This window comes from Scytonema hankhaensis NUACC26, from assembly GCF_045865695.1.
Taxonomy (GTDB): Bacteria; Cyanobacteriota; Cyanobacteriia; order Cyanobacteriales; family Nostocaceae; genus Scytonema.
The window spans coordinates 1-21980 of sequence record NZ_BAACAP010000230.1 but is presented as its reverse complement, the minus strand read 5'-3'; the positions used below and the strand labels follow the sequence as shown (position 1 = coordinate 21980).

Genomic DNA, 21980 nt, shown 5'->3' with positions numbered 1-21980 from the left:
CGAAAATAATTCTTTCTTCATGCCCAATGCCCTATGCCCCATGCCCTATGCCCAAATTGCTCTTCAAACTTTATCCCCAGGACGCCATCCACCAAGTAAGGCTGCAACGCCTAATGCAGCAAAAGTAACTGCACCCCACTTAAGAGTTGGATTCATATCCAACCACTCTAAGAACGAGGGAATTACCAATTGGTCGAAGTCCCCCTTAACGCGATCGTACTCAGGTACGGGTGCATAGAGATTATCTGGTGCATCTTCTGACTTAGGTTCGTTAGTACGCTGTCCTGCAAAACCAACCAGTGCAAGTATTGAATCCACAAGTTCTGGTGAAAAGCGTTGCAATACGTCTAAGACTCTGCCAACATCTCCGGCGATAAAATCGCGAGTGGGATGTTCGGCGGCGTAGAGAATGGCATCGGAAACAACACTGGGTTGGTAATAGGGAGGTATTCCTGTAGGCTTAACCCCAAGTTTGGTACGAACTTTGTTGTAATAAGGCGTGTTAATCACTGCAGGCTTGATGGATGTTACGCTGATAGGCAATTTTTCGTGTTGCAATTCAACGCGCAAGGATTCTAAGAAACCTTCAACTCCATGTTTGGCTGCAGAATAGGCACTTTGTAGTGGTAGACTTCGGACGCCTTCCATTGAGGAAATATGAATTAATGCTCCTCTTCCCTCTTGTTTGAGATAAGGTAGTGCTGCCATTGCACCATAAACTTGTCCCATCAAGCTAACGTCTATCACCCGTTGAAATTCTTCTGGTGTGATTTGGTCGAAGCGAGCAAGTACACCTGTCGCTGCAGCATGAACCCATGTGTCTAGTCTTCCATACAGTGCGACAGTTTTGTCCGCGATCGCTTTGACTTGTTCAAAATCACTGACATCAGCCACAACATACGCTGCTTCTCCACCAAATCCTTGAATTTCTTCCACCAAAGACTTTAACCCCGATTCGCTTCGTGCTGCGACCATGACTTTTGCACCTCGTTGGGCAAACTTGAAAGCAGTTTCTCGTCCAATCCCACTAGAAGCGCCGACTACAGCAACGACTTGTTGATGAATAGGTTTTAATTGCATAGTGATTACCCTTACTCTTTATCTCCCATGTAAAGCTTTATGAAGCATTCATTCATCTTTCATTGGAGTGAGAAGGGGTTTTGAACTGTAACTTAATTATTGGACATAGCTACCCATTAATAATAATTTTTAGGTAGCTATCATACTATTATTCGGTTTTTGTACGGTTTTCTCTACTTAATGCATAGTCTTTTTTTGGTTATGTTTAGACCATAAATTTCTATAAAATTTATGCCACAACGAGATAGATGGTTTAAAGTTTTACTGACTCAACAAGAGTTGGATAAACTGCAATCCTATGCTGAACACCAAGGTTGGAATATGTCGCAAGCATTTAGAGAATGGATTAAACAGTTGCCATGTTACTCGGATTCAAAACAGAGTTAAAACTGAATAACCAACAACGCACAGCTTTGATAAAACATTGTGGTGTAGCACGTCATGCTTGGAATTGGGGATTGGGACTAACCAAACAAATTTTAGATTGGAACAGAAATAATCCTACTGAAAAGATAAAGTTTCCAACAGCGATTGACTTACATAAATGGTTAGTAGCATTGGTAAACCCTGAATATCCATGATATTACAAATGCTCTAAATCAACTCCTCAAATGGCATTAAAAGCATTACGAATAGCTTGGAAAGATTGTTTTGAAAAGAAAAAAGGAGTTCCTAAATTTAAGAAAAAAGGTAGACATGATTCTTTGACTTTGGAAGGTGCTATCAAAATCAAAGGTTCCAACAAAATTCAAGTCCCTGTAATTGGTGTTTTGAAAACTTATGAAAGTTTACCACAGGAGGATAAAATTAAAACTTGCACAATTAGTAGAGAAGCTGATAGATGGTTTATTAGTTTTCGATTTGAAGTCACAGCTTCTGATATGAAGTTAGAAGATACTTGGTTTTTTCCTACTGTAGGTGTTGACCTTGGTATTTTAAATTTGGCTACATTATCTACTGGAGAAATTATTGAAGGAGCCAAATCTTACAAAAAATTCCAAGATAAGTTAGCCAGAATGCAATGGTTGAATCGTCATAAAGTGATTGGTTCAGCTAATTGGAACTCAGCCCAAATTCAGATAGCTAGATTGCACAGAAAGATTGCTAACATCCGAAAAGATACATTGCATAAGTTAACTACACTATTAGCCAAAAACCACGGTGTAGTAGTTATAGAAGACTTGAATGTATCGGGAATGTTGGCAAATCATAAATTGGCAGCCTCTATTGCAGATATGGGATTTTTCGAGTTTCGCAGGCAATTGACTTACAAGTGTACCTTGCATGGTACCAAGCTTGTAATAGCTGATAGATGGTTTCCTAGTTCTAAAACTTGTTCTAATTGCGGAACAGTTAAAAAAGAACTCTCCCTAAAAGAAAGAGTCTTTTGTTGCGACCACTGTAATTTCAGTCTCAACAGAGACCTGAACGCCGCCATCAACTTAAAGAACTATTCGTCCATCACCGCCAGTTAGGTGGAGTGAGCCTGTGGACTGGAGGATGCCGACATCACCAGTGTGAAGCAGGAATTAAGCATCAAAGTTCAGCTAGACCAATGACGAAAAATGTCTAGCTTTGGGTAACTTTGGGTAAGTCTTATGTAACGGTAAGAAACTTTATTCACAAAGCATGATTTTGGAAAAATTTAGGAATAAAATTCCAATATGCTTTTTTCATAAATTTTTTGTAATCCTTTGAGATGATTCTCTAGGCTAAATTTGTTCGTAAGCAAAGCATTACCTTGTTTGCCCATATCAAGGCATTTGTCATAATCTGTATCTAGCTCAGTAATCGCTTGAGCTAGTTTTTGAATGTCATTTCCTGGAACCAAAATACCTGTTTCTCCTGGTTCTACATATTCCGGAATACCTCCTACCGCACTGGCAATAACAGGTCGATAGTGAGCATAAGCTTCAAGAGTAATCAAACCTGCAGGTTCGGGCCAAATACTTGGGAAGATGACTGCAAAACACTGTTCGTAAAGAGTTTTTAACTTGTTGCTCTCACACCAACCATGCCAAGTGATACGTTCGTTTAGACCAAGGGAGGTTGCTAAGCTTTCTAATCTGGGTCGATCCCAACCATCACCTGCAATATCAAGATGAATGCGACGATCGGTTTGCGCTAAACTTGTGAGCAGCCATTCCAACCCTTTATCGGGAACAATTCGTCCAGCAAATAAGATTCTATGATTTTTATGTGTTTCTACACTTAGTGGTGCAGTTTCTGTTTGTGAAACAGAAATACTATTGTGGAGCGTTACAACTAGGTGAGGTGGTATACCATTTTTTATGTGCTGTTGCCGGATATAATCGCTTGGGGCGATGATAGTTACTTTATGAGCTTTAATAAGACTGAGCGCATCGGGAGTGTACCGAAGTTCTCGAAACATTCTTAAAGGTTTACGGCTACCACAGCCATCAACGATTTTACCCCAAGCACATCCTAGATAGGACATATTGCGATCGCAAATTTTCTGTTGTCCTGCTAAATACTTTGTCCCACTAGGGCAGTAGAGTGAGTGATTGTGGGCTGTAAAAACAGTCGCGCATTCTCCGGTCAATTGCCATAGAAGCTCTGGACTGTGGAGGTGCAGCAATTTTGTCTGGCTCTGGTCAATAGTGTGGAGTGATTTAATAATGCGATCGCTAACACCAGGTAACTTATGAGAAAAAATATAAGATAAATAGTGTTCAACACCTCCGCCTTCACCTGCAGGAAAATTAGAACAATGGTAAATTGTGTCTTGTTCAAATGTATATTCAGTTACAATCTCTCTGCTTGTCTTAATATTATTTGCTAAGTTAACCATTTCTATATATCCGTAATTTTTTTAGATAACTTATCCCATTTTGAATAAAGAATGTGACGGATAGAGTAACCCTAAATGATTCAGAAAAAATTAGAAGGTGGGCATTGCCAATCACTAAATCTTTTATGCGATATAGCCCAACCTACGTTTATTCCAAGAATTCAATAGGATTGCTATATAGGAATCATAAATGATTTATGAAAAAGGCTCAGCTTTGTAGGGCATAGCCCCACCTACAAAAATCGGTAATTTTAGAGACCAAAGGGAGTAATCCAAATTAAGTCTAGACATGACTAGCTCATTCCAAAATCCAAGATCCAATATGGTATAAGTTAAGATTTAGTGTTTAACAGTTGCTGTTTTGAAGACCTTTGACTTGATCTTTGATAATAAGCTGTGATAGCGAAGAAAACTTCGCATTGCTTTAGATATTAATGAGGGACTTCGGGCGATCGATCCTTCTAACCATACTCCTGAACCATAGGCTAGTCTTATGGTTAAAAAAGATTTAATAACATCTGCCCAATTGTAAGCTTGGGCAAGAGGATCGGTTTTATCGCTATGCCCTTTCTCCCAGGGAAAATCACCCCAAGCCTGTGCTTCTACATGAGAAGGATGCAACCAAAATGACTTAAGGCTTTCTGCGGAAGCCTCTCGCGTATCTGCCCATGGATTAATTAAGCTTGGATCGAGCAATAAATTTTCTGTAAAACAGTAAATTGCTTTCCTGACAAGTGGTAGACCCCAATCAATAAGTCTTTGATTGCATTCTTCTTTGAAAACTGGTCGAACTTCTTCACCTTCTTCTGTAAAGCTGATAACAGTACCATGATCTGCACAACAAAACATTTCTAAAGGCACAAAACCGAAATCGGATAAAGCCGAATTCAAGCCAGTTCTTGTCCGCTCATCAAAGAAATAGCCAATCTTTGAGTTGTCGCGACTGTCTTGGGAATGACTCCTAAGACCAAAAAATAGACCCTCATTAAGTGTAGCACCTTTGGCATTGAGCAGTGCGCGTAATGAATCATACGAGCTGCCAAACCAACCTACATCAACTAAGCCTTTAGCCGTTGAGTCTAACAGTTTTTCTTGCTCGAAATATTTCATCAGAACTTGTTGCTTCTGACGTGCTTTTTGGAAAATAAGTTCAATAACTTTGCTATTTTCTAAAACTGGATGCAATGCTTGCTGTTCGACCGGGCTTAACATCCGCGACCAATCTTCTGGTTTAAATCCAACAGCAGCTAAGCTCTCACTTATTTCTTCAGGAGCAATAGAAACCCGCGCAAAAAAGTCTCGGATAGAAACATCACTAGTTCCATCCAAAATCCAACTGGATCTTTTCAACATCTGGAGTGCTTGCTCTCGATCTAGACTGGCTATGGCGGGCATATTCCATGCTAGCCTGCTACCGTAAACATAGCGAAGATCGCAAGAAATTTTGAGCTGACTAGCTAGTCTACGTGCTATTTCTAGCAAAATTTGGCCGTCGCGCGAGACAAAGTAAAGCCGTTTTAAGCCCATGACTCGAGCTCGGTAAAGCACCCAAAGAACAAAGCCAACCAATGTTGGTGCGACAACACCTGCAGCGACATCACGCAAAGCCTCCTCTTTAGAAGAAGATGCTGGAATTTGTAAGCGCACTAATCTTGAGGCTCCAGCAAAAACAGAAGATAAACCTTCTGTAGCACAAGAGTGAGACTCAAGTAACTTTTCATATTCATTGAGGTTACCTGCATTAAAATGCTGAGCTTTTAGCCCAGCCTTTTTTGCACCTTGGACATCAATACGCCAATCGTTACCACAATGAGAGATTTGTGCGGGCGAAACACCATGACGACTTATGACTTCTTGGAAAAGCTGACCTGTTGCCTTCGATTTTCCATATTCATGAGATACGTATAGCTCGTCGCCCTCTACCCAAAACGAATGGCGCACTAACTGTTCTTTAATAAACTCTGTTGGCAAATACATATCAGATACAAAAACCACCCGCTTGCCTTGGTTTCGGGCTTTTTGTATCAAATCTCTTGCCATTGGGATTGGGCGAAGGAGTTGAGATTCGAGCTCGCATTCCAGGTGCATTATTTTTTCGCGTTGCTCATTGGAGAGCCGCAACGCGGTTGCAAGTTCTATATATATGTCATTTAAAGAACATTTTTCCCCGACATTGCCGTAAGTTCGCTGTTCGGCTTTAATACGAGCATGAGCAAAGGCTTCAGGCGTACAGGTAATCAGAAATTGGCTTGCAAGTTGCTTACCTAGCAGAAGGAATACTGCTTTCGGTGCTCCAACAACTCGCGTCAAAACTGTGTCAAATACATCAAAAGAGAAGATTTGTATTGTATTCATTTATTTGCTAATGGGCGTTTTAATTCGGTAAATCCTTTCTTAAACAACTCACCAATTTCGAAATAACTAGATAGACTTATAAACCCGCATTCAACCAAAACTTATGTCTGACATCTCTGACATAATGTCTTAGAGCAATTTCCTTACTAGCAAATTTATCTGGATAGATGAATTGGTCTTCTACATTGAGAACATATCGTTTTGTACATAGAGGCTTGCTATGATTTCTGTGGAGCGTCAAATGTACGACGGTTTGTTCGGTAAAGTAACCAGGCGGTTCTTTAAGATACGCTAAGCGTTCAATTGCAAAACTCCAATCTAACTCTTGCTTTAGTAAAATGAATCCAGCGTTGATTGGATTTAGTTTTTCAGAATCCTCGTAAATAATTCTCTTGTCTAGTGAATTAGAGCAATCTGGTAAATAATAATTATAGCGATCGTTAGGATTCACTAAATTCAGTAAATCAATTCCACCAGGGAAAAATAAAATATCTGAATCTGTGTAGATGGTTGCACCATTTACTGGAATAGACATTAATGCCGACAACTTTTTTCCCATAGAGTGTAACTGGGCGTAATGAGTAACACATTTGGGTAAATCCGGTCGCAGAAGTTTCTCTAGAGGCACTACCTTAACACAGGGATGTATGCGGCATAGTAGTTCGCAACTAGCATCAGTGTAACTCCCGTCAGAAATTACAGTGAATGTATTTGGAACGCCTATATAACGGATGAATGACTGAATACTGACTACTTGTTCTGGTAAATCCCGTTCGCAGGATAAGGAATAGACATTCACTGGAATCGTTTGAGTTTGTTGGATGGAACTATTAACCCACTTACCAAGAACAGCTTTATACAAGGAACGAAGAGCTTGTCCCTGAATCCTCGCGCTATGATAACCGATATTAACCATTTGTTAATTCTTGTAAAAACTATAGATATATTTTTTTGGATGCTGCACCTCAAATAACAAATGCCTTGCCATTAATACTTACGCATCTTTCTTGGCATCTGTGTATCCATACACTAACAATCGCTAAGTTAGTCGTCAATCGAGATTTGTTTACTTTATTGATATTTTATATATAGTCAGCAATTTATGTAGATACGCTTAACCTCACTTGTGGCAACTACAGAGATTCCTTTTACATAAAGCTTTATGAAGCTTTGATATCTTTTCGCTAGAATAATTCAGGAGGAGGAAATTGGAAAAACGTATAGTACTTAATGACCAATGCCCGCTATATTCCTAAATGACAGCAGAATACATCACTAAAACCGATCTTAAAGTCATACGTGGATGGACAGATGCAGCCATCAAGAAGTTTCTTGGTAGCGAGGATAAGAATTCTAAAAATCCCGTTTATCGGAGTGCATCGCCTGTTTGTTTGTACTTACTAGAACGAGTCTTAGAAGCTGAATCTAGCGAAGAATTTGAACATTGGAAAAAGCTTTCTGAAAAGCGAAAAGAGGCTGCTAAGAAGGCAGCACAGACTCGTCAAGAAAGAGAAAGACAAAAACAAATCGAAGCCGATCGAAAAGCTTTAGAGTTACAGAAGCAGCAGCAATTGTTTGTAAAAGAAATCTCAACTATTCGACTTCATATTCAGCCCTTGTCTCATAAGGAATTAGTAGCATTGGCTTGCGAGCAATGGAATAAAAATAATCCTGAAATTGCAAAGTCACCTGTTCAAACGAGAACAGAAAATATACAGTTTTCAAGATTTATTGAAATGATGAATGGTTTTGGTCGGAAAAAACTCCCCGCACTCTTTAACCAAGCTCGTGGCTACCTTGCAATGTATTACCACTGCAAAGATAGTGGTAATCTACAAGAATTGAAAAAAGTTACTACTGCTCTTCACAATCTCTGTGATGATTGCAGTAACTTGCTCAATCATATAGGTTCCCAACATCCAATCCTCAAGCAAGCCCTGGATCTGAAAAGCTTAAACCGCTTCGATCGCAGTACTAGGAATGAGGAACTAGTGAATTGGGTAAGTAATTTTATTGATGTAGTCGAAGACGGTGTAGAGACATTACTGGTTCCAGAAAATAGTAAGATTGTAAAAATTCAAAATTTGATAAATTCAGTTATACTGAAAATACACAAAGCAGAGCTACAAGCTTGTCAGGAAGAGTTGGATGCGATCGCACAACGCTTTCAAGAATGGGTTCCGGGTGCTACTTTTCAAGCCAAGCAACGCTGTCACCAGTTGCTTAGAGACAAGTATCCACATTTTACATCGTAGGTTATTCTAAAACACGATAGAATGATGTTGTGGTAATAGAACTATGTTCTTGTGGTAATAGAACTATGTTCTTGTGGTGATAAGACTATGTTCTTGTGGTGATAAGACTATGTTCTTGTGGTACGGGCTTCCAGCCCGTATACTCCCTGATAGGACGGGCGAGGACGCCCGTACCACGGGGATCGCAAGAAAGACAACAAGTGTATACTAAAAATCTGTAACCATTGCGGTGAGTGTTGTACCTAAGTCGCAACAACAAGCAACTGCTATTTCCTCAGTAGAAAATGAGCAAGAGAGAAAAACTACAGGAATTGCTTTTGAGCTAATTTACCCCACCCTAACCCTCCCCTTGTTAAGGGGAGGGAACTGGAAATTCAGTTTCCCCCCTTTATAAGGGGGGATTAAGGGGGGTAAATGCAACTTGTACACCGTAGCTTAAAAAGGGGGGCTATGCACAGACTATCTCGATCCTCAACTCAAAGGTCAATACCTGGTTAGCGATCGCTACCAACCTATTGTACCTCAATGGTTACCAGATGAGGTTTTGTCCGTACACAGCGAAGTTTTGGGTCTAGATTTACGATTGATTGCAGGAGAACTACGGTTTTATAACCCCCGAACCGGAAAGAAACTTCTCAATTATAAAGAGACAGAACAAGCTAGACAGCAGGCTGAGCAAGCTCAACTCAATGCTATCCCTCGGTTATTAGAGATGGGATTAAGCATCGAACAAGTTGCTACTGCTTTGAGTCTACCAGTGGAAGAGGTACGACAAAATTTGACAACGTAGAATGCGATCGCTTACTCTAATGTTCTCACAGTGCTTTACAACCTGCTCCTACAACAAGTGAAACTTCGTAAATATAAGGTTGCGGAATAGCTGCTAAAATCAATATTTTTTGATTTATCTTTTGTGGTTCAGATATAACTGGAGTAGGTGAAACCAGTTGCTGCTCGATTTCGTCGATGCGATCGCTCAACTTTTGAAGCGCCTGTTCTTCCTCTTGAATCTGCTGTTCGTACTGAAACTTACGTGATGGATCGGTTTCAACAATCAAAGCCTCTCGGATTCTGGCAATTTTTTCGCTTTGAAGTTCGTACAGTTTTTCAAGAGAGTTTCTTTCTTGTTCTAATCGACGCCGTTTATGCTCGGAAAGCATACCACTAATCCTTCCACAAAGCAATACCGCCCAATAACCCGGTCACATTTGGAATAATCTTCACATTTTGCGGCAATTCAATACTGACTTTATTTGCTTCCCCGCCACCAATATATAGATAATCGTAGTTGAAGAGACGTTCCAAAGATGCGATCGCTCTTTGCAAACGCCTGTTCCATTTTTCTTTTCCAATCTTATCCAAAGTAGAGCGTCTCAATTGCTCCTCATAAGTTTCTCCTTTGCGAAACTGATGGTGTCCCATTTCCAAATTTGGCACGAGTTTGCCATTCACAAACAAAGCAGAACCAAAACCAGTCCCTAGCGTAACTACCAATTCGACACCTTGTCCAAAAATTGCGCCCAAACCTTGCATATCCGCATCATTTATAACGCGCACGGGCTGATTTAAACATCCCGACAATGCTGTTGCTAGATCGAATCCAACCCACTCAGGAGTTAAATTGGCTGCTGTTCCTATAACGCCATTACGCACAACACCGGGAAAACCTACAGAAACGCGATGATATTTTCCTTGAGTTGCGGTTAAAGAAGCGATCGCATTAATCACAGCTTCTGGTGTAGCGGGCTGGGGTGTTTCTGTTCGCGCCCTTTCCGTTAAGGGATTGCCTTTAATATCCAGAACCATGACCTTAACACCGCTACCTCCAATATCAACAGATAAGGTACGGATAGCTCCATCATTTACAACCATCGTTTTTTCTTGTTACATGGGGACTGGGGACTGGGGACTGGGGACTGGGGACTTGGGACTGGGAAAAACAATCCCCAATATCCAATGCCCAATTTTGATGTGTTAATCTTATCAGAGATATTTTAGAAAATATGCACGGCTTCATTCCTCCATCACGATTTTTTCCCTACTTGACTTGGACTGATGTTCAGGCAATATCGAACAAAGAAAATGTTGTTATAATCCAACCCGTAGGAGCAATAGAACAACACGGTCCCCATTTACCACGATTGTTGATGCGGCAATTGGTGCTGCCGTTTTGGGAAAAGCGTTGGAAAAACTAGACGCTAACATTCCAGCCTATGCCCTACCAAATCTTTACTATGGCAAATCCAACGAGCACTGGCATTTTCCCGGTACGATTACCCTAAGTGCCGAAACTTTACTGAAAACTTTAATGGAAGTGGGAGAAAGTGTCTACCGTGCTGGTTTTAGAAAATTCGTATTAATGAACTCTCATGGAGGACAACCCCAGGTGATGGATATTGTCGCACGGGATTTACACGTCAAATACAGCGCTTTTTTCGTGTTTCCACTTTTCACCTGGCGAGTTCCCCATATCACTGGAGAATTGCTCACTGCCAAAGAAAAAAAATTAGGAATTCATGCAGGGGATGCTGAAACTAGTTTTATGCTGGCAATCTTACCAGAACAAGTTAAAATGGATGCTGCTGTTGTAGAATATCCTCCCGAACAACCAGAGGAGAGTTTGCTCAGCATGGAAGGGAAGTTATCCTTTGCTTGGACAACACGAGATTTAAGTAAAAGTGGGGTCATAGGCGATCCTACAGTTGCAACCAAAGAAAAGGGCGATCGTATTCTTGAATCTGTGTCTAATGGTTGGGTACAAGTGATTCAAGATATCTTTGCGTTTAATACAGTGACCAGTAGACAGTGACCAGTGACCAATGACAAATGACAAATGACAAATGACAAATGACCGGGAGGATAATGAAAGCTCAACATAATCTGTTTGTTTGTACCACTTGTGCCAGTCAATGGCAAGATGGCAAGCGTGTTGGTGAAAGTGGTGGAGAAAAGTTATTTAAGACGTTGCAACAACGGCATCAAGAGTGGGAATTGCATGAGGAATTTGTGATTCAACCTGTAGAATGCATGAGTGCTTGTAGCCGTTCTTGCGCTGTTTCTTTTGCCTCTACAAGTAAATACACGTATCTTTTTGGTGACATATCGCCCGATTTGTCTCCTGTAGAAATTGCTGGAGTGTTTGAGTGTGCTAGCAAATATCACTCTCATCCTCAAGGTTTGTTACCTTGGGCAGAAAGACCAGAACCTTTGAAGAAAGGTATTGTGGCAAGGATTCCTCCGATTTGAAGAAGGCAGAAGGTAGAAGACAGAGAGGTTGAGTTGTTATCTTCTCACATCAGTAATTATTTTGACCGAGTTGTCGAACGGTATTACAGATTGATTGTTGTTGTGGTTCCGCCTTCTCGTTCTCAAACCGTTAACTTTTGCCAGATAGCTGAGTCTATCAATAGCCGATACGTCAATATAAATTTAGAATTAAGTAGGCGACTGCTGGAATTGACGCAATTGCAGAGAGCCACACAAGTGCAAAAGTTATTAGCAGAGATTATTGGGAACACTCATAATGGTGCTGTTTTATTGGATCGTCTGGAGATTTTGTTTGATGAGTCCCTCAAGTTAAAACCGTTGGAGTGTCTTCAGAAATTGGCTCGCGATAAGCCGGGTACGGCTTGCGCCAAGGGCGATCGCACAATTGTTGCTGTTTGGAACGGTAACATTGAAAACAACTCTCTTACTTATGCTGAGTCGGGTCATCCTGAGTACTGTCGTTGTCCTACAGATGGTTGTACAGTCATTAATCTGTAGAGAGTGGGGGTTCGTAGTTGCGCTTTAGCGCTAAAAAATATATGGTTTTATGGCGCTGAAGCGCTACTACAAATAAAAATAACTATGATGAAGTACGGTGATTTAATTCAATTTGAACCTATTGAAACTGTTATTCAGTTACAAAATGCTAGCGCACTCGCTGAGGCAGAGCAACTGGTTTCCACTTATGTCATTTCCGATGAAATGGCAGAAAAGCTGTTAGGAGTGGTATTTCCCAATTTACAATTTGAACAGCCTGCCGATAATAAAGGGATTTTTATTGTAGGGAACTACGGTACTGGGAAGTCACATTTAATGGCAGTGCTGAGTGCGATCGCAGAATACCCTCACCTAACCACAGCTTTGCACAATCCGCAGGTCGCGCAAAGTGCAGCTGGTATTGCGGGTAAATTCAAAGTACTTCGCACAGAACTGGGTTCCACCACAATGGACTTGCGGGATTTTGTTTGCGTGCAACTTGAACAAGCATTATCTGACTAGGGGATTGAATTTCAGTTTCCACCTCGAAACAAAATCCCCAATCACAAAGGTGTGTTTGAAAATATGATGGTCGCTTTTAGTGACTCATACCCAGACCTCGGTCTGCTTGTGGTAGTGGACGAAATGCTGGACTACTTACGTACCCGCAAAGACCAGGAACTGATACTTGACCTCACTTTTCTTCGGGAAATTGGCGAAGTTTGTAAAAATTTGAAGTTCCGACTCATTACCGGTTTGCAAGAAACGCTGTTTGCGAGTGACCGCTTCCAGTTTGCGGCTGAAGCAATTCGTCGTGTCAAAGACCGTTTTGAACAGGTTTCTATTGCTCGTAAAGATATTAAATATGTTGTCGCCGAACGTTTGTTGAAGAAAACTGCCGAACAACAGGTGAAAAATCGTCAACACCTCACACCTTTTGCTAAGTTTTACGGCAATATGAACGAGCGAATGGACGAGTTTGTTCGTCTTTTCCCAATCCACCCCGATTATATGGATACTTTTGAGCGGATAACTGTTGCGGAAAGGCGGGAAGTTCTCAAAACTCTCTCCCTAGCAATGCGACAACTCTTAGAGAAAGAAGTTTCTCAAGATTCTCCCGGTTTAATTGCCTATGATAGTTATTGGCAAACCCTTAAAGACAATCCTTCCTTTCGGTCAGTTCCCGATATTCGAGAAGTCATCAATTGTTCTGGAGTACTGGAAACACGCATTCAACAAGCTTTTACCCGTCCTGCTTACAAGCCCATGGCAAAGCGAATTGTATCAGCGCTTTCAGTTCACCGTCTAACTACAGGGGATATTTACTCGCCTTTAGGTGCAACACCAGATGAGTTGCGGGACAGCTTGTGTTTGTATGACCCCATAGTAGCGGAATTGGGGGGTGAACCAGCCGATGACTTGCTGTCGCAGATAGAAACAGTATTGCGGGAAATCCTCAAAACTATTAGCGGTCAGTTTATTTCCGCAAATCCAGAGAATCGTCAATACTATATTGACTTAAAGAAAACTGATGACTACGATGCTTTGATTGAAAAGCGAGCTGAAAGTCTAGATAAAACTCAGTTGGATAGGTATTATTATGAAGCTCTCAAGCAAATAGTTCCAGAACGTCCCGACCAAACCTATGTAACGGGTTATTTGATTTGGGAACATGAGGTGGAGTGGGCGAGCAAAAAAGTCACTCGCCAAGGGTATTTGTTCTTTGGTGCGCCAAATGAGCGATCTACAGCTGCTCCTGCAAGAGATTTTTATCTATACTTTATTCAGCCTTACGATCCTCCTGCTTATAAAAAAGAAAAGTTAGCAGATGAGGTTTTCTTTCACTTAACCAAACCAGATACAAATTTTCAGCAAACTTTAGAGAAGTACGCAGCAGCTGTTGACTTGGCTTCTACTTCATCAGGACAGGCAAAAAAAAGTTATGAGGATAAGGCAAAAGGTTTTTTGCGAAACTTGGTGAACTGGTTGCAGCAAAACATGACCACTACCTTTGAAGTGACTTACCAAGGAAAAACCAAACCTTTACTGGAATGGATGAAAGGTCTAAAGATGGGGACTAGTGCGCGTGCTAATGTGCGCGATATTGTGAATGTGGTAAGTTCTAGCTGTTTAGCTGCTCATTTTGGAGATCGAGCACCAGAATACCCAACTTTTTCCTTGTTAATTACAAGGGAAAACAAAAACCAGGCTGCACAAGATGCATTGCGTTTTCTTAAGGGAACAACGAAGACAAAACAAGCGATCGCAGTACTTGATGGTTTGGAATTATTGGATGGAGACAAGTTAGATGTCCATCGCTCTAAATATGCTAACTACATTTTGTCCTTACTGAAGCAAAAAGGTTCCGGTCAAGTTCTCAATCGTGCGGAAGTCATTCAAGATATTTCCGGTGTTGAGTACATGGCTCCCAGTCAGTATAGATTAGAACCGGAATGGGTAGTTGTGCTGGCAGCAGCTTTAGTTTACAACGGGGATAGTGCCTTAGCTATTCCTGGGAAAAAATTTGATGCCAATAGTTTGGATAGTTTGGTGACGACTTCTGTTGAAGAACTGGTTAATTTCAAGCACATTAGCAACCAAAAGATTGGAATTTACCTGCACTCAAAGCACTGTTTGAACTGTTGGGACTCGCACCAGGTATGGCGCAGTTGGTCACTCAAGGTAAGGATGAGCCAATTCAGCAATTACAACAAGCTGTCAGTGAGAACGTTAATAAATTGGTGCTAGCACGGCAAAAACTGCAATTGGGTCTAACTTTTTGGGGTCGCCATCTTTTAACTGATATCGTGCAGGATGAATATCGCTCTAGTTTAGATAGGACGAAGACCTTTTTGGAGTCGTTGCAAGCTTACTCAACTCCTGGAAAACTCAAGAATTTTCGCTCTCAAGAACAAGAAGTGAGTTCCTACCGCCCTGGATTGCAAACATTGCCAGAAATTGAAGCACTGCAAGAACTGGTGACTTACTTGGGATCGGTAGCATCTTATCTCGATACAGCTGAAGCGCTGTTACCAGTCGAGAATCCTTGGTTAACGCAGATGCGACAAGTGAGGGAGGAAATTCTTGCAGATATACTAAATTCCAAGAAACGCTCTAGTGCATTGTTCCGACAGCAAACTTTACAAAAACTTACGGGTTTGAAACAGAACTACATTCAAACTTATACGGCATTGCACGCTAGCGCACGGTTGGGGATGCATGACGACCAACGCAAAGTACAATTAACTAAAGATTCGCGATTGCAAAGTTTGCAGAAGTTGGCAACAGTTGACTTGATGCCAGCAAGCCAGTTGAAGGATTTTCAAGAGGATTTGGCTAAAGTAAAAACTTGCTTTGCACTGACGGAACAGGAGATGCAAGCAACGGCTATTTGTCCTCACTGTCAGTTTAAGCCGACGACTGAGACAATAAATATGCCTGCTAGCAGTTTGTTGGTTGATTTGGAAACTCAGTTAGAGCAGCTTTTGAATGATTGGACTCAGACACTGTTGACTAATTTGGATGACCCAACAACACGGGCAAATTTGAATTTGCTGAAACCAAAGCAAAGACAGCTTGTGGATGAGTTTTTGCGATCGCAAGTTCTGCCAAATCCGTTGACAAATGACTTTATTCATGCTTTTCAAGAAGTTCTTTCTGGGTTAGTCAAGGTAGTCGTCAAGACACAAGATTTGCAGAAGATATTATTAAATGGGGGTTCGCCTTGTACCGTCCAAGAGATGAAAAAACGCTTTGATGACTATCTCAGCGATTTAGCCAAGGGTAAAGATCCAGGTAAGGTTCGGATTGTTGTAGAGTAACAAAAAGTACCAAACAACAAATGAGTTACGATAACGTTTGTAAATATTTAGCCGAACAATACCCAGCAGAATTTGTCCGTCGGCTGCTAGCAATTGAGCCGAGGGAGATCGGCGTACTGAAAACTGAATTGAGTTTAGAACCAATTCGTGCCGATTCTGTGACTTTCCTGCAAACAGCAAACCAAATTTTGCACATTGAATTTCAAACTTTAACGTCATCCAATCCACCGCTTCCGTTCAGAATGCTCGATTACTCAGTGCGATTAAAGCGACAATATCGGTGTCCAGTGATATAAGTCATCGTCTTTTTACAGGAAGAAGATAATGAACTCGTTTTTACAGAGGAATATCGAGATGAGACAACAGTTCACCGTTATCGAGTCATTCGCCTATGGGAACAAGATTCAGCATTATTTCTCACTAACCCAGGATTGCTACCCCTAGCACCTTTAACGCGGACAGATTCACCTCAAGGATTACTGGCGCGAGTTGCAGAAAACGTGGCTAGAATTTCAGATAGAGAGGAACGACAAAATGTTGCAGGCTGTCTGGAAGTCCTAGCTGGCTTGCGATTTACTAAGGATTTAATTCGTCAATTTTTATCGGAGGATATAATGCGAGAATCAGTGATTTATCAAGATATTGCAGCCAAGGAAAGAAAGCAAGAAGCAATTTTAATAATCATGCGTTTACTTAATCGGCGTTTTAGTCAACTTGATTCATCATTGGCGGAACAAGTACAGGGATTATCCATTAAGCAATTAGAGGAGTTAGCAGAAGCTTTCGTTGATTTCTCGGAAGTGGGGGATTTAGTGACTTGGTTGAATCAACAACAAAGAGAGTAGAACTCGTTTGTTCTACTTTTTCTATCGTTTGCAGATTGTTGCCAATATCGCTCAGATAAGGTACAAATTCCAAATCGCGTAGGTTGGGTTGAGGAACAAAACCCAACTTTTTGTGACTTTGTTTTATTTTGCGATCGCTCAATTCAACCTACATCTCTGGAGTTTTTAGTTAGGTTCACGTTTTTGGAGCAGTTAATTAAGCAGTTTTTAGGAGAGAAGACTATGCAAGAATCAGTGATTTATCAAGATATCCTTGAAAAGGCAAGAAAACAAGAAGCAATTTTAATAATTATGCGTCAGCTTAATCGGCTTTTTAGTCAACTTGATTCATCATTGTTGGAGCAAGTACAGGAATTATCCACTCCGCAATTGGAAGATTTAGCAGAAGCTTTCGTTGATTTCTCTGAAGTGGGTGATTTAGTGACTTGGTTGAATCAACAACAAAGAGAATAGAACTCGTTTATTCTACTTAATATCAATAACGAAACATCCAATATATAGCGATCGCTATAGCTTTACTATACCAAACTCGAACCAGTACAACTAACTTTCAATTCAGTAGAAACCAATAATGTTTAAGTATCTTCTTGTAGAAAACTTAGGGCTATTCTCAAGATTAGAATGGCAAGAACATCAAAAAATTAACATTCTTATTGGAAAGAATAGTACTGGTAAGACTTATCTCCTAAAACTTCTTTATTCTATTGCCAAGAGTATCGAAGAGTATAATAAAAGTTCAGAAGCAGATAGTAAAACATGGAAAAGCTTTTTATCTGAAAAACTGTTTTCGGTTTATCAGCCGACTAAACAGTCGCTTGGTGAAATTATCTATAAAGGTAGCGATCGCCTCACGGTTCGTACTATCATTAGAGGCGATGAATATAGTTTTTATTTAGAAAAAGATTCAAAAGAAACTATTCTTCAATGTACTGACTTAGCTAATATAAATTTGGTTTTAAACGCATTATATATACCAACCAAAGAAGTTATTACGTCTTTTGACGCTATAGCAGCAGTGAATGAGCATTTAAAAATATTTGGTTTTGACCAAACTTATCAAGATATAATACAGGCTTTAAGAATACCAGTCTTCAATAAAAAACTCACTCAATCTTTTGAAGAGATATTAGCTGACTTACAAAGTATACTCCAAGGAGAATTATTTCTAGAGAATCAAAGGTTTCTTTTCCAACAAGGACGAGAAAAGTATGAAATCTCTGAAATTCCAGAAGGTATCAAAAGAATTGGTATTTTAGCATTATTAATACGTAATGGAACCCTTCAAAAGAACACTATTTTATTTATTGATGAACCAGAAATAAACTTACATCCATATGCTATAATTCCTTTTTGCGATCTGCTGTTTTGTTTGAGTCAGATAGGTGTACAAATTTATCTAGCTACTCATAGTTATTTTGTGCTAAAAGAATTTGAAATTCTGGCACGGAAATATCAAGAAAGCATCCAGCTTTGCTGCCTAGAAAAATCTGACGGAGGTATTAACATTAAATTTAACGATTTTAAAGAAGGAATGCCAGACAATTCTATAATAGATGCATCTATAAAGTTATATGAAGAAGATGTACGTTTAGATTTGCAAGCCTAAATATGCCCATTTATAAAGAAAGCGGTTTGAGAATTACCCTTCCTGATGGTTATAGTTTTCGATTCCAAGACTGTGCTAGCTATATAAGTTTAAAGGGTAAAAATTTATCAGAGATTGATGCAAAAAGCGAATTATGAAACTCCACTAACCAACTTGATACGGTCGGTATGCAACGGGATTGTTGAACGGCACCTCGCTTTCATCGAATGGTTGGGTGTTGCTCAGTCTGCCGCAGCAAAATGCGCCATCTGGTCTGTATGTGCCTTCACGAACGACGGGCGTGCCGTGGCGCACGCAACATAGTCACGACAAGCGGGATATGCCGCCAGCCCGTCGAACCGATCGACAAGGCGCAGCACATCGGCCATCAGGATGTCGGCCACAGAAAAGCTTCCAGCCAGCCATTCGCGTCCTGCGAACACCGTTTCCATGTGCTTGAGCCGAGCCTCAAGGAATGCGTCAAAAAACTTCCGCATTTGCGTTTCTTCGGTGTCACCGGAGAACTTGAAGAAAGACCAGGGCTGGCTTGCCGCCTCGACTGAAGCGAGCGCCGCGAACAGCCATTGTTTAACATCACTGCGACCGTGCGGCTCGGCAGGCATCAGCTTGTCACTCAGTTCGCCGAGATGAAGCAGGATTGCGCCGCTCTCGAAGATCGAGATGTCTCCATCGGTCAACCACGGCACTTGACCAAAGGGTTGGTGCGAAAAATGCTCGGCATCCCGATCGCGAAATGGCACGCTATTTACGCGATAGGGCAACCCAGCCTCTTCAAGTGCCCAACGCACACGTATGTCACGCACATAGCCTCGCGGAGTTTTAGGAACCCAATCGAAAGTGGTGAGAATCAGATCAGTCATTCAGTGACCCCTTACTCTTGAACAATAAATGATTCAATTTTTTTCATATTGAGAATCTTTACACATACAGGCATAGTGATTAAGCAAAAAATTTGAAATTTTTAGTTTGGCTTACTTCACTGGTAATTCGAGTTGAGTTCTAATGCATAGTCAAGTGCTTCATATATATCCGGTTCTTCTAAATAGGGATATGCTGCAAGAATGTCATTGGTGGTATGTCCCGATGCCATTAACCCAACGATTGTACCAACTGTGACCCTCATCCCTCGGATACAAGGTTTACCGCCCATTACTTCTAGATTGCGGGTAATTCGAGTGAGGTTTTGCATAACTATTGTTTTCCTCTAATATTGAATCCATTCCTATTAAACCTTACCGTAAGGAACATTGTAATTAGTTAAAATCTCTGGGATTTAGCAGAATATGTCAATATACCTAAAAAGTCTAGTATTGGGTAAAAATGGTAAAGAATTAAGTTACAGTTCCATACCCCCATATCTGATGTGTGTACATAATTATACATTTATTCTTTAATCTACATCTCTTGTCTTTTGTCAACCCTGATGACGGCTCTGACTTCTGTAATCCTTGCTCCTTCTATCTTCTACAAATGTTAAGAAAGATGTGACTAATGCATAGGTGACCGCATCGGGGGGTGGAGCCGCAAGCCGTCAGTCGTTGGGAACATCTGTTTTTGGCGGCATGATTGTCTCTACTTTTTTGAGTCTATTTATGGTGCCAGTCTTGTATGTAGTAATCATGAAGATTCGCGATCGCTTGCAGCACTGTCAATTCACCAATCGTTCTACAAGGCAACAATAAGTCGCTAGATTTAAGTAGGCAAAATTTTCAGAATAATGTCTTGCAAATTTCTACTGGCGTTTAAGGAATGTTTTAGGACTGGTTCCAACGAGACGTTTAAAGTACTGGCTGAAATGACTCTGATGGGAAAAGCCGAGGTGATTGGAGATTTCTGCAATACTCAGTTTACCTTCATGCAGCAACTGCTTGGCACAATCTATACGACACCGAAGCACGTATTGATGAGGTGTGAGTCCGGTTGATTGTTTGAATAAGCCTGAGAAATAATTTGGACTCATGTGAGCGAGCGCAGCTAACTGAGCCACGGTTAAATCTTGACCAATACGATCGTGAATATACTCGAGCACTTGTCGCAGCTTAGTTTTCGGTAAACCACTTGCAGAAATTTGCAGGGAACATTTTTGGGAAGAATAATGTCGCAGTAGATGTGCCATTAATGCGATCGCTAACGAATCTACATACAAATGACCACCTAGCCCATTGGATTCTAGTTCGGCTTTGAGGGCTAACCCAATGCTGTAAATCAATGAATCGGGATGACTCAGAGTCGTTAACAGTTCAACCTCATCGACATCGGTTGATTCAGCAATGTGCCGTGCAAACAGATTCGACTCAAAAATCAGCACAATAAATCGGTGCTCTGCATCCCAGTATGCCCAGTTTTGTGTATTTGCGGGAACAACAGTGATAGTCCCTGGCATGACTTGGCTCTCTTGAGATAATTCTTCTATCCGTTCGATTTTCGGCGTTGGCAGGGGGTGGTTGTGAATAATGATACGATGCTGCTTAGAACAGTGTTTGGATATTTCCTGTGGCGGCTGATGGTGATATTGAAGGTAAAACCCATCCCAATTAGCTGTGTAGCTAGAAAGCAAAGTCGAATGCTGGTAAAGCATTTGAGTATTTTCTTCTCTAGCAAAATCAATTACCAACGGCTTTTCAACCTCCATGCCACGCAACCCTCGCGCTTTCAAAATCTCTTCTTCTATTTTAGTCAAAACAGCTACGCTGAAGCAGCCCACCACAGAAAGAGCATAATAATGCTATTTAATATTTAATAATCTGGAAAAACTGAAACAGCCTGTGAAGTAAAATATAAGACACTTAATGTTACTCAACATTAGCCTTAGTTTGGTGCAAAATAAGAATTGGAGTTCTTGGTAGAAAAACAATGAGGTCATTGGAATGTGGCAAGGTTTGTTCGGTTTTATAAGTAGTATTCCTGAAAAGCTAGGTTTATTTAAATTTAAATCTCAAGACATCCCTTCAGCAACAGTTACTTCTGACGCCTCTGTTGATTTTCTTTTCAAGGTATTACAAGTTACTAGGGAGAGTGCGGGTGATAAGCAAGCTGTGTACCCGTTACTGCAAGCGAACCTAGACAAATTGGATGAGAACTTCACTCTCTTATTGAGAAACTGGGCATTAGATTCCCTATCCAAGGCACAAGCAGATGACGTGAGAGCGATCGCTACAACTATTTTCATTTTTAGCAAACTTATTCAAGAATTTCCTCTTGGCAGCAAGGCGGTCAACCAAGATATGGCAATTGCAGGTTATGAAACAGTACTGAGTGTCTATACCCGCGATGCATTCCCAGTCGATTGGGCAATGACTCAAAACAATCTCGCCATTGCCTACTTTAACCGGATAAAAGGGGAAAGGGCAGATAATCTCGAACGGGCAATTGCCTTTTACACTGCCGCACTTGAAGTCCACACGCGCAATGTATTCTCAGAACGATGGGCAATGACCCAAAACAATCTTGCCAATGCCTACT

General features: G+C 40.9%; 20 protein-coding genes and 5 pseudogenes. 16 read left to right on the top strand and 9 right to left on the bottom strand.

Features of this window, described 5'->3' with window-relative positions:
• Nucleotides 1-63 precede the first annotated feature (63 nt).
• Nucleotides 64-1080, bottom strand: coding sequence for an SDR family oxidoreductase (locus tag ACKTT2_RS34750; RefSeq protein WP_407895397.1), 1017 nt, complete (start codon nucleotides 1078-1080; stop codon nucleotides 64-66).
• A gap of 231 nt (nucleotides 1081-1311) precedes the next feature.
• On the opposite strand from ACKTT2_RS34750, the gene ACKTT2_RS34745 reads away from it, so the two are divergent.
• From ACKTT2_RS34745 to ACKTT2_RS34735, 3 genes and pseudogenes are all read left to right on the top strand, one after another.
• Nucleotides 1312-1467, top strand: coding sequence for a hypothetical protein (locus tag ACKTT2_RS34745; RefSeq protein ID WP_407895395.1), 156 nt, complete (start codon nucleotides 1312-1314; stop codon nucleotides 1465-1467).
• Nucleotides 1440-1661: a helix-turn-helix domain-containing protein gene (locus tag ACKTT2_RS34740; protein ID WP_407895393.1), complete on the top strand. Its 222-nt coding sequence runs from the start codon at nucleotides 1440-1442 to the stop codon at nucleotides 1659-1661. Before ACKTT2_RS34745 ends, ACKTT2_RS34740 begins: the two co-directional genes overlap by 28 nt.
• 12 nt (nucleotides 1662-1673) lie before the next feature.
• Nucleotides 1674-2555: pseudogene (locus tag ACKTT2_RS34735) on the top strand (RNA-guided endonuclease InsQ/TnpB family protein); the annotation flags it as partial.
• A 170-nt stretch (nucleotides 2556-2725) separates the two neighbouring features.
• Here ACKTT2_RS34735 and ACKTT2_RS34730 read toward each other — a convergent pair.
• The 3 genes from ACKTT2_RS34730 to ACKTT2_RS34720 all read right to left on the bottom strand — a co-directional run bounded on the left by ACKTT2_RS34730 (nucleotide 2726) and on the right by ACKTT2_RS34720 (nucleotide 7163).
• A complete protein-coding gene (locus tag ACKTT2_RS34730; protein ID WP_407895391.1) occupies nucleotides 2726-3892 on the bottom strand; it encodes a glycosyltransferase family 4 protein in 1167 nt (388 codons plus the stop codon).
• A 339-nt stretch (nucleotides 3893-4231) separates the two neighbouring features.
• Entirely contained in the window at nucleotides 4232-6247 is a 2016-nt protein-coding gene (locus ACKTT2_RS34725) for an HAD family hydrolase (RefSeq protein ID WP_407895389.1), read from the bottom strand.
• 76 nt (nucleotides 6248-6323) lie between these two features.
• Nucleotides 6324-7163 carry a hypothetical protein gene (locus tag ACKTT2_RS34720; RefSeq protein WP_407895387.1) on the bottom strand — a complete coding sequence of 280 codons (840 nt, stop codon included), beginning with the start codon at nucleotides 7161-7163 and terminating at the stop codon, nucleotides 6324-6326.
• 340 nt (nucleotides 7164-7503) lie between these two features.
• Here ACKTT2_RS34720 and ACKTT2_RS34715 point away from each other — a divergent pair, with 340 nt between their 5' ends.
• Nucleotides 7504-8502 (top strand): hypothetical protein, encoded by a 999-nt coding sequence (locus tag ACKTT2_RS34715; protein WP_407895385.1) that lies wholly within the window; start codon nucleotides 7504-7506, stop codon nucleotides 8500-8502.
• A 544-nt stretch (nucleotides 8503-9046) separates the two neighbouring features.
• Nucleotides 9047-9292: a hypothetical protein gene (locus tag ACKTT2_RS34710; protein WP_407895383.1), complete on the top strand. Its 246-nt coding sequence runs from the start codon at nucleotides 9047-9049 to the stop codon at nucleotides 9290-9292.
• A gap of 25 nt (nucleotides 9293-9317) precedes the next feature.
• On the opposite strand, the gene ACKTT2_RS34705 is transcribed toward ACKTT2_RS34710, so the two are convergent.
• Nucleotides 9318-9662 carry a hypothetical protein gene (locus ACKTT2_RS34705; RefSeq protein ID WP_407895381.1) on the bottom strand — a complete coding sequence of 115 codons (345 nt, stop codon included), beginning with the start codon at nucleotides 9660-9662 and terminating at the stop codon, nucleotides 9318-9320.
• A gap of 4 nt (nucleotides 9663-9666) precedes the next feature.
• Nucleotides 9667-10374, bottom strand: a complete 708-nt coding sequence (locus ACKTT2_RS34700) for an ROK family protein (RefSeq protein ID WP_407895379.1) — start codon at nucleotides 10372-10374, stop codon at nucleotides 9667-9669.
• A gap of 131 nt (nucleotides 10375-10505) precedes the next feature.
• Here ACKTT2_RS34700 and ACKTT2_RS34695 point away from each other — a divergent pair.
• The 9 genes and pseudogenes from ACKTT2_RS34695 (at nucleotide 10506) to ACKTT2_RS34665 (ending at nucleotide 18518) form a co-directional block, all read left to right on the top strand.
• Nucleotides 10506-11311 (top strand): annotated as a pseudogene (locus ACKTT2_RS34695) (creatininase family protein).
• Nucleotides 11312-11349: 38 nt separating this feature from the next.
• Nucleotides 11350-11748: a DUF1636 domain-containing protein gene (locus ACKTT2_RS34690; protein ID WP_407895377.1), complete on the top strand. Its 399-nt coding sequence runs from the start codon at nucleotides 11350-11352 to the stop codon at nucleotides 11746-11748.
• Between the two features lie 33 nt (nucleotides 11749-11781).
• Nucleotides 11782-12267: a BREX-3 system P-loop-containing protein BrxF gene (gene brxF, locus ACKTT2_RS34685; protein ID WP_407895375.1), complete on the top strand. Its 486-nt coding sequence runs from the start codon at nucleotides 11782-11784 to the stop codon at nucleotides 12265-12267.
• 84 nt (nucleotides 12268-12351) lie between these two features.
• Nucleotides 12352-13086 (top strand): annotated as a pseudogene (locus ACKTT2_RS52435) (DUF6079 family protein); the annotation flags it as partial.
• A gap of 42 nt (nucleotides 13087-13128) precedes the next feature.
• Complete coding sequence (locus ACKTT2_RS52430; RefSeq protein ID WP_500691413.1) at nucleotides 13129-14994, top strand: DUF6079 domain-containing protein; 1866 nt, start codon at nucleotides 13129-13131, stop codon at nucleotides 14992-14994.
• The gene (locus ACKTT2_RS52425; protein ID WP_500691412.1) at nucleotides 14907-16067 is read left to right on the top strand and encodes a DUF6079 domain-containing protein; all 1161 of its coding nucleotides are present in this window, start codon (nucleotides 14907-14909) and stop codon (nucleotides 16065-16067) included. The genes ACKTT2_RS52430 and ACKTT2_RS52425 overlap by 88 nt, the downstream gene beginning before the upstream one ends.
• A 20-nt stretch (nucleotides 16068-16087) precedes the next feature.
• Nucleotides 16088-16912, top strand: a pseudogene (locus tag ACKTT2_RS34675) (Rpn family recombination-promoting nuclease/putative transposase).
• A 222-nt stretch (nucleotides 16913-17134) separates the two neighbouring features.
• On the top strand, nucleotides 17135-17365 hold the full coding sequence (locus tag ACKTT2_RS34670) for a DUF4351 domain-containing protein (RefSeq protein ID WP_407895373.1): 231 nt from the start codon (nucleotides 17135-17137) through the stop codon (nucleotides 17363-17365).
• Between the two features lie 118 nt (nucleotides 17366-17483).
• A complete protein-coding gene (locus ACKTT2_RS34665; protein WP_407895371.1) occupies nucleotides 17484-18518 on the top strand; it encodes an AAA family ATPase in 1035 nt (344 codons plus the stop codon).
• Between the two features lie 221 nt (nucleotides 18519-18739).
• On the opposite strand, the gene ACKTT2_RS34660 is transcribed toward ACKTT2_RS34665, so the two are convergent.
• Both ACKTT2_RS34660 and ACKTT2_RS34655 read right to left on the bottom strand, forming a co-directional pair.
• On the bottom strand, nucleotides 18740-19378 hold the full coding sequence (locus ACKTT2_RS34660; protein ID WP_407895369.1) for a glutathione S-transferase family protein: 639 nt from the start codon (nucleotides 19376-19378) through the stop codon (nucleotides 18740-18742).
• A gap of 116 nt (nucleotides 19379-19494) precedes the next feature.
• The gene (locus tag ACKTT2_RS34655; RefSeq protein ID WP_407895367.1) at nucleotides 19495-19707 is read right to left on the bottom strand and encodes a DUF433 domain-containing protein; all 213 of its coding nucleotides are present in this window, start codon (nucleotides 19705-19707) and stop codon (nucleotides 19495-19497) included.
• A 310-nt stretch (nucleotides 19708-20017) separates the two neighbouring features.
• On the opposite strand from ACKTT2_RS34655, the pseudogene ACKTT2_RS34650 reads away from it, so the two are divergent.
• Nucleotides 20018-20200: pseudogene (locus ACKTT2_RS34650) on the top strand (efflux RND transporter permease subunit); the annotation flags it as partial.
• 50 nt (nucleotides 20201-20250) lie between these two features.
• Here ACKTT2_RS34650 and ACKTT2_RS34645 read toward each other — a convergent pair.
• Nucleotides 20251-21198 (bottom strand): helix-turn-helix transcriptional regulator, encoded by a 948-nt coding sequence (locus ACKTT2_RS34645; protein ID WP_407895366.1) that lies wholly within the window; start codon nucleotides 21196-21198, stop codon nucleotides 20251-20253.
• A 187-nt stretch (nucleotides 21199-21385) separates the two neighbouring features.
• Here ACKTT2_RS34645 and ACKTT2_RS34640 point away from each other — a divergent pair.
• The coding region (locus tag ACKTT2_RS34640; protein WP_407895364.1) for a tetratricopeptide repeat protein at nucleotides 21386-21980 on the top strand (595 nt) is incomplete at its 3' end.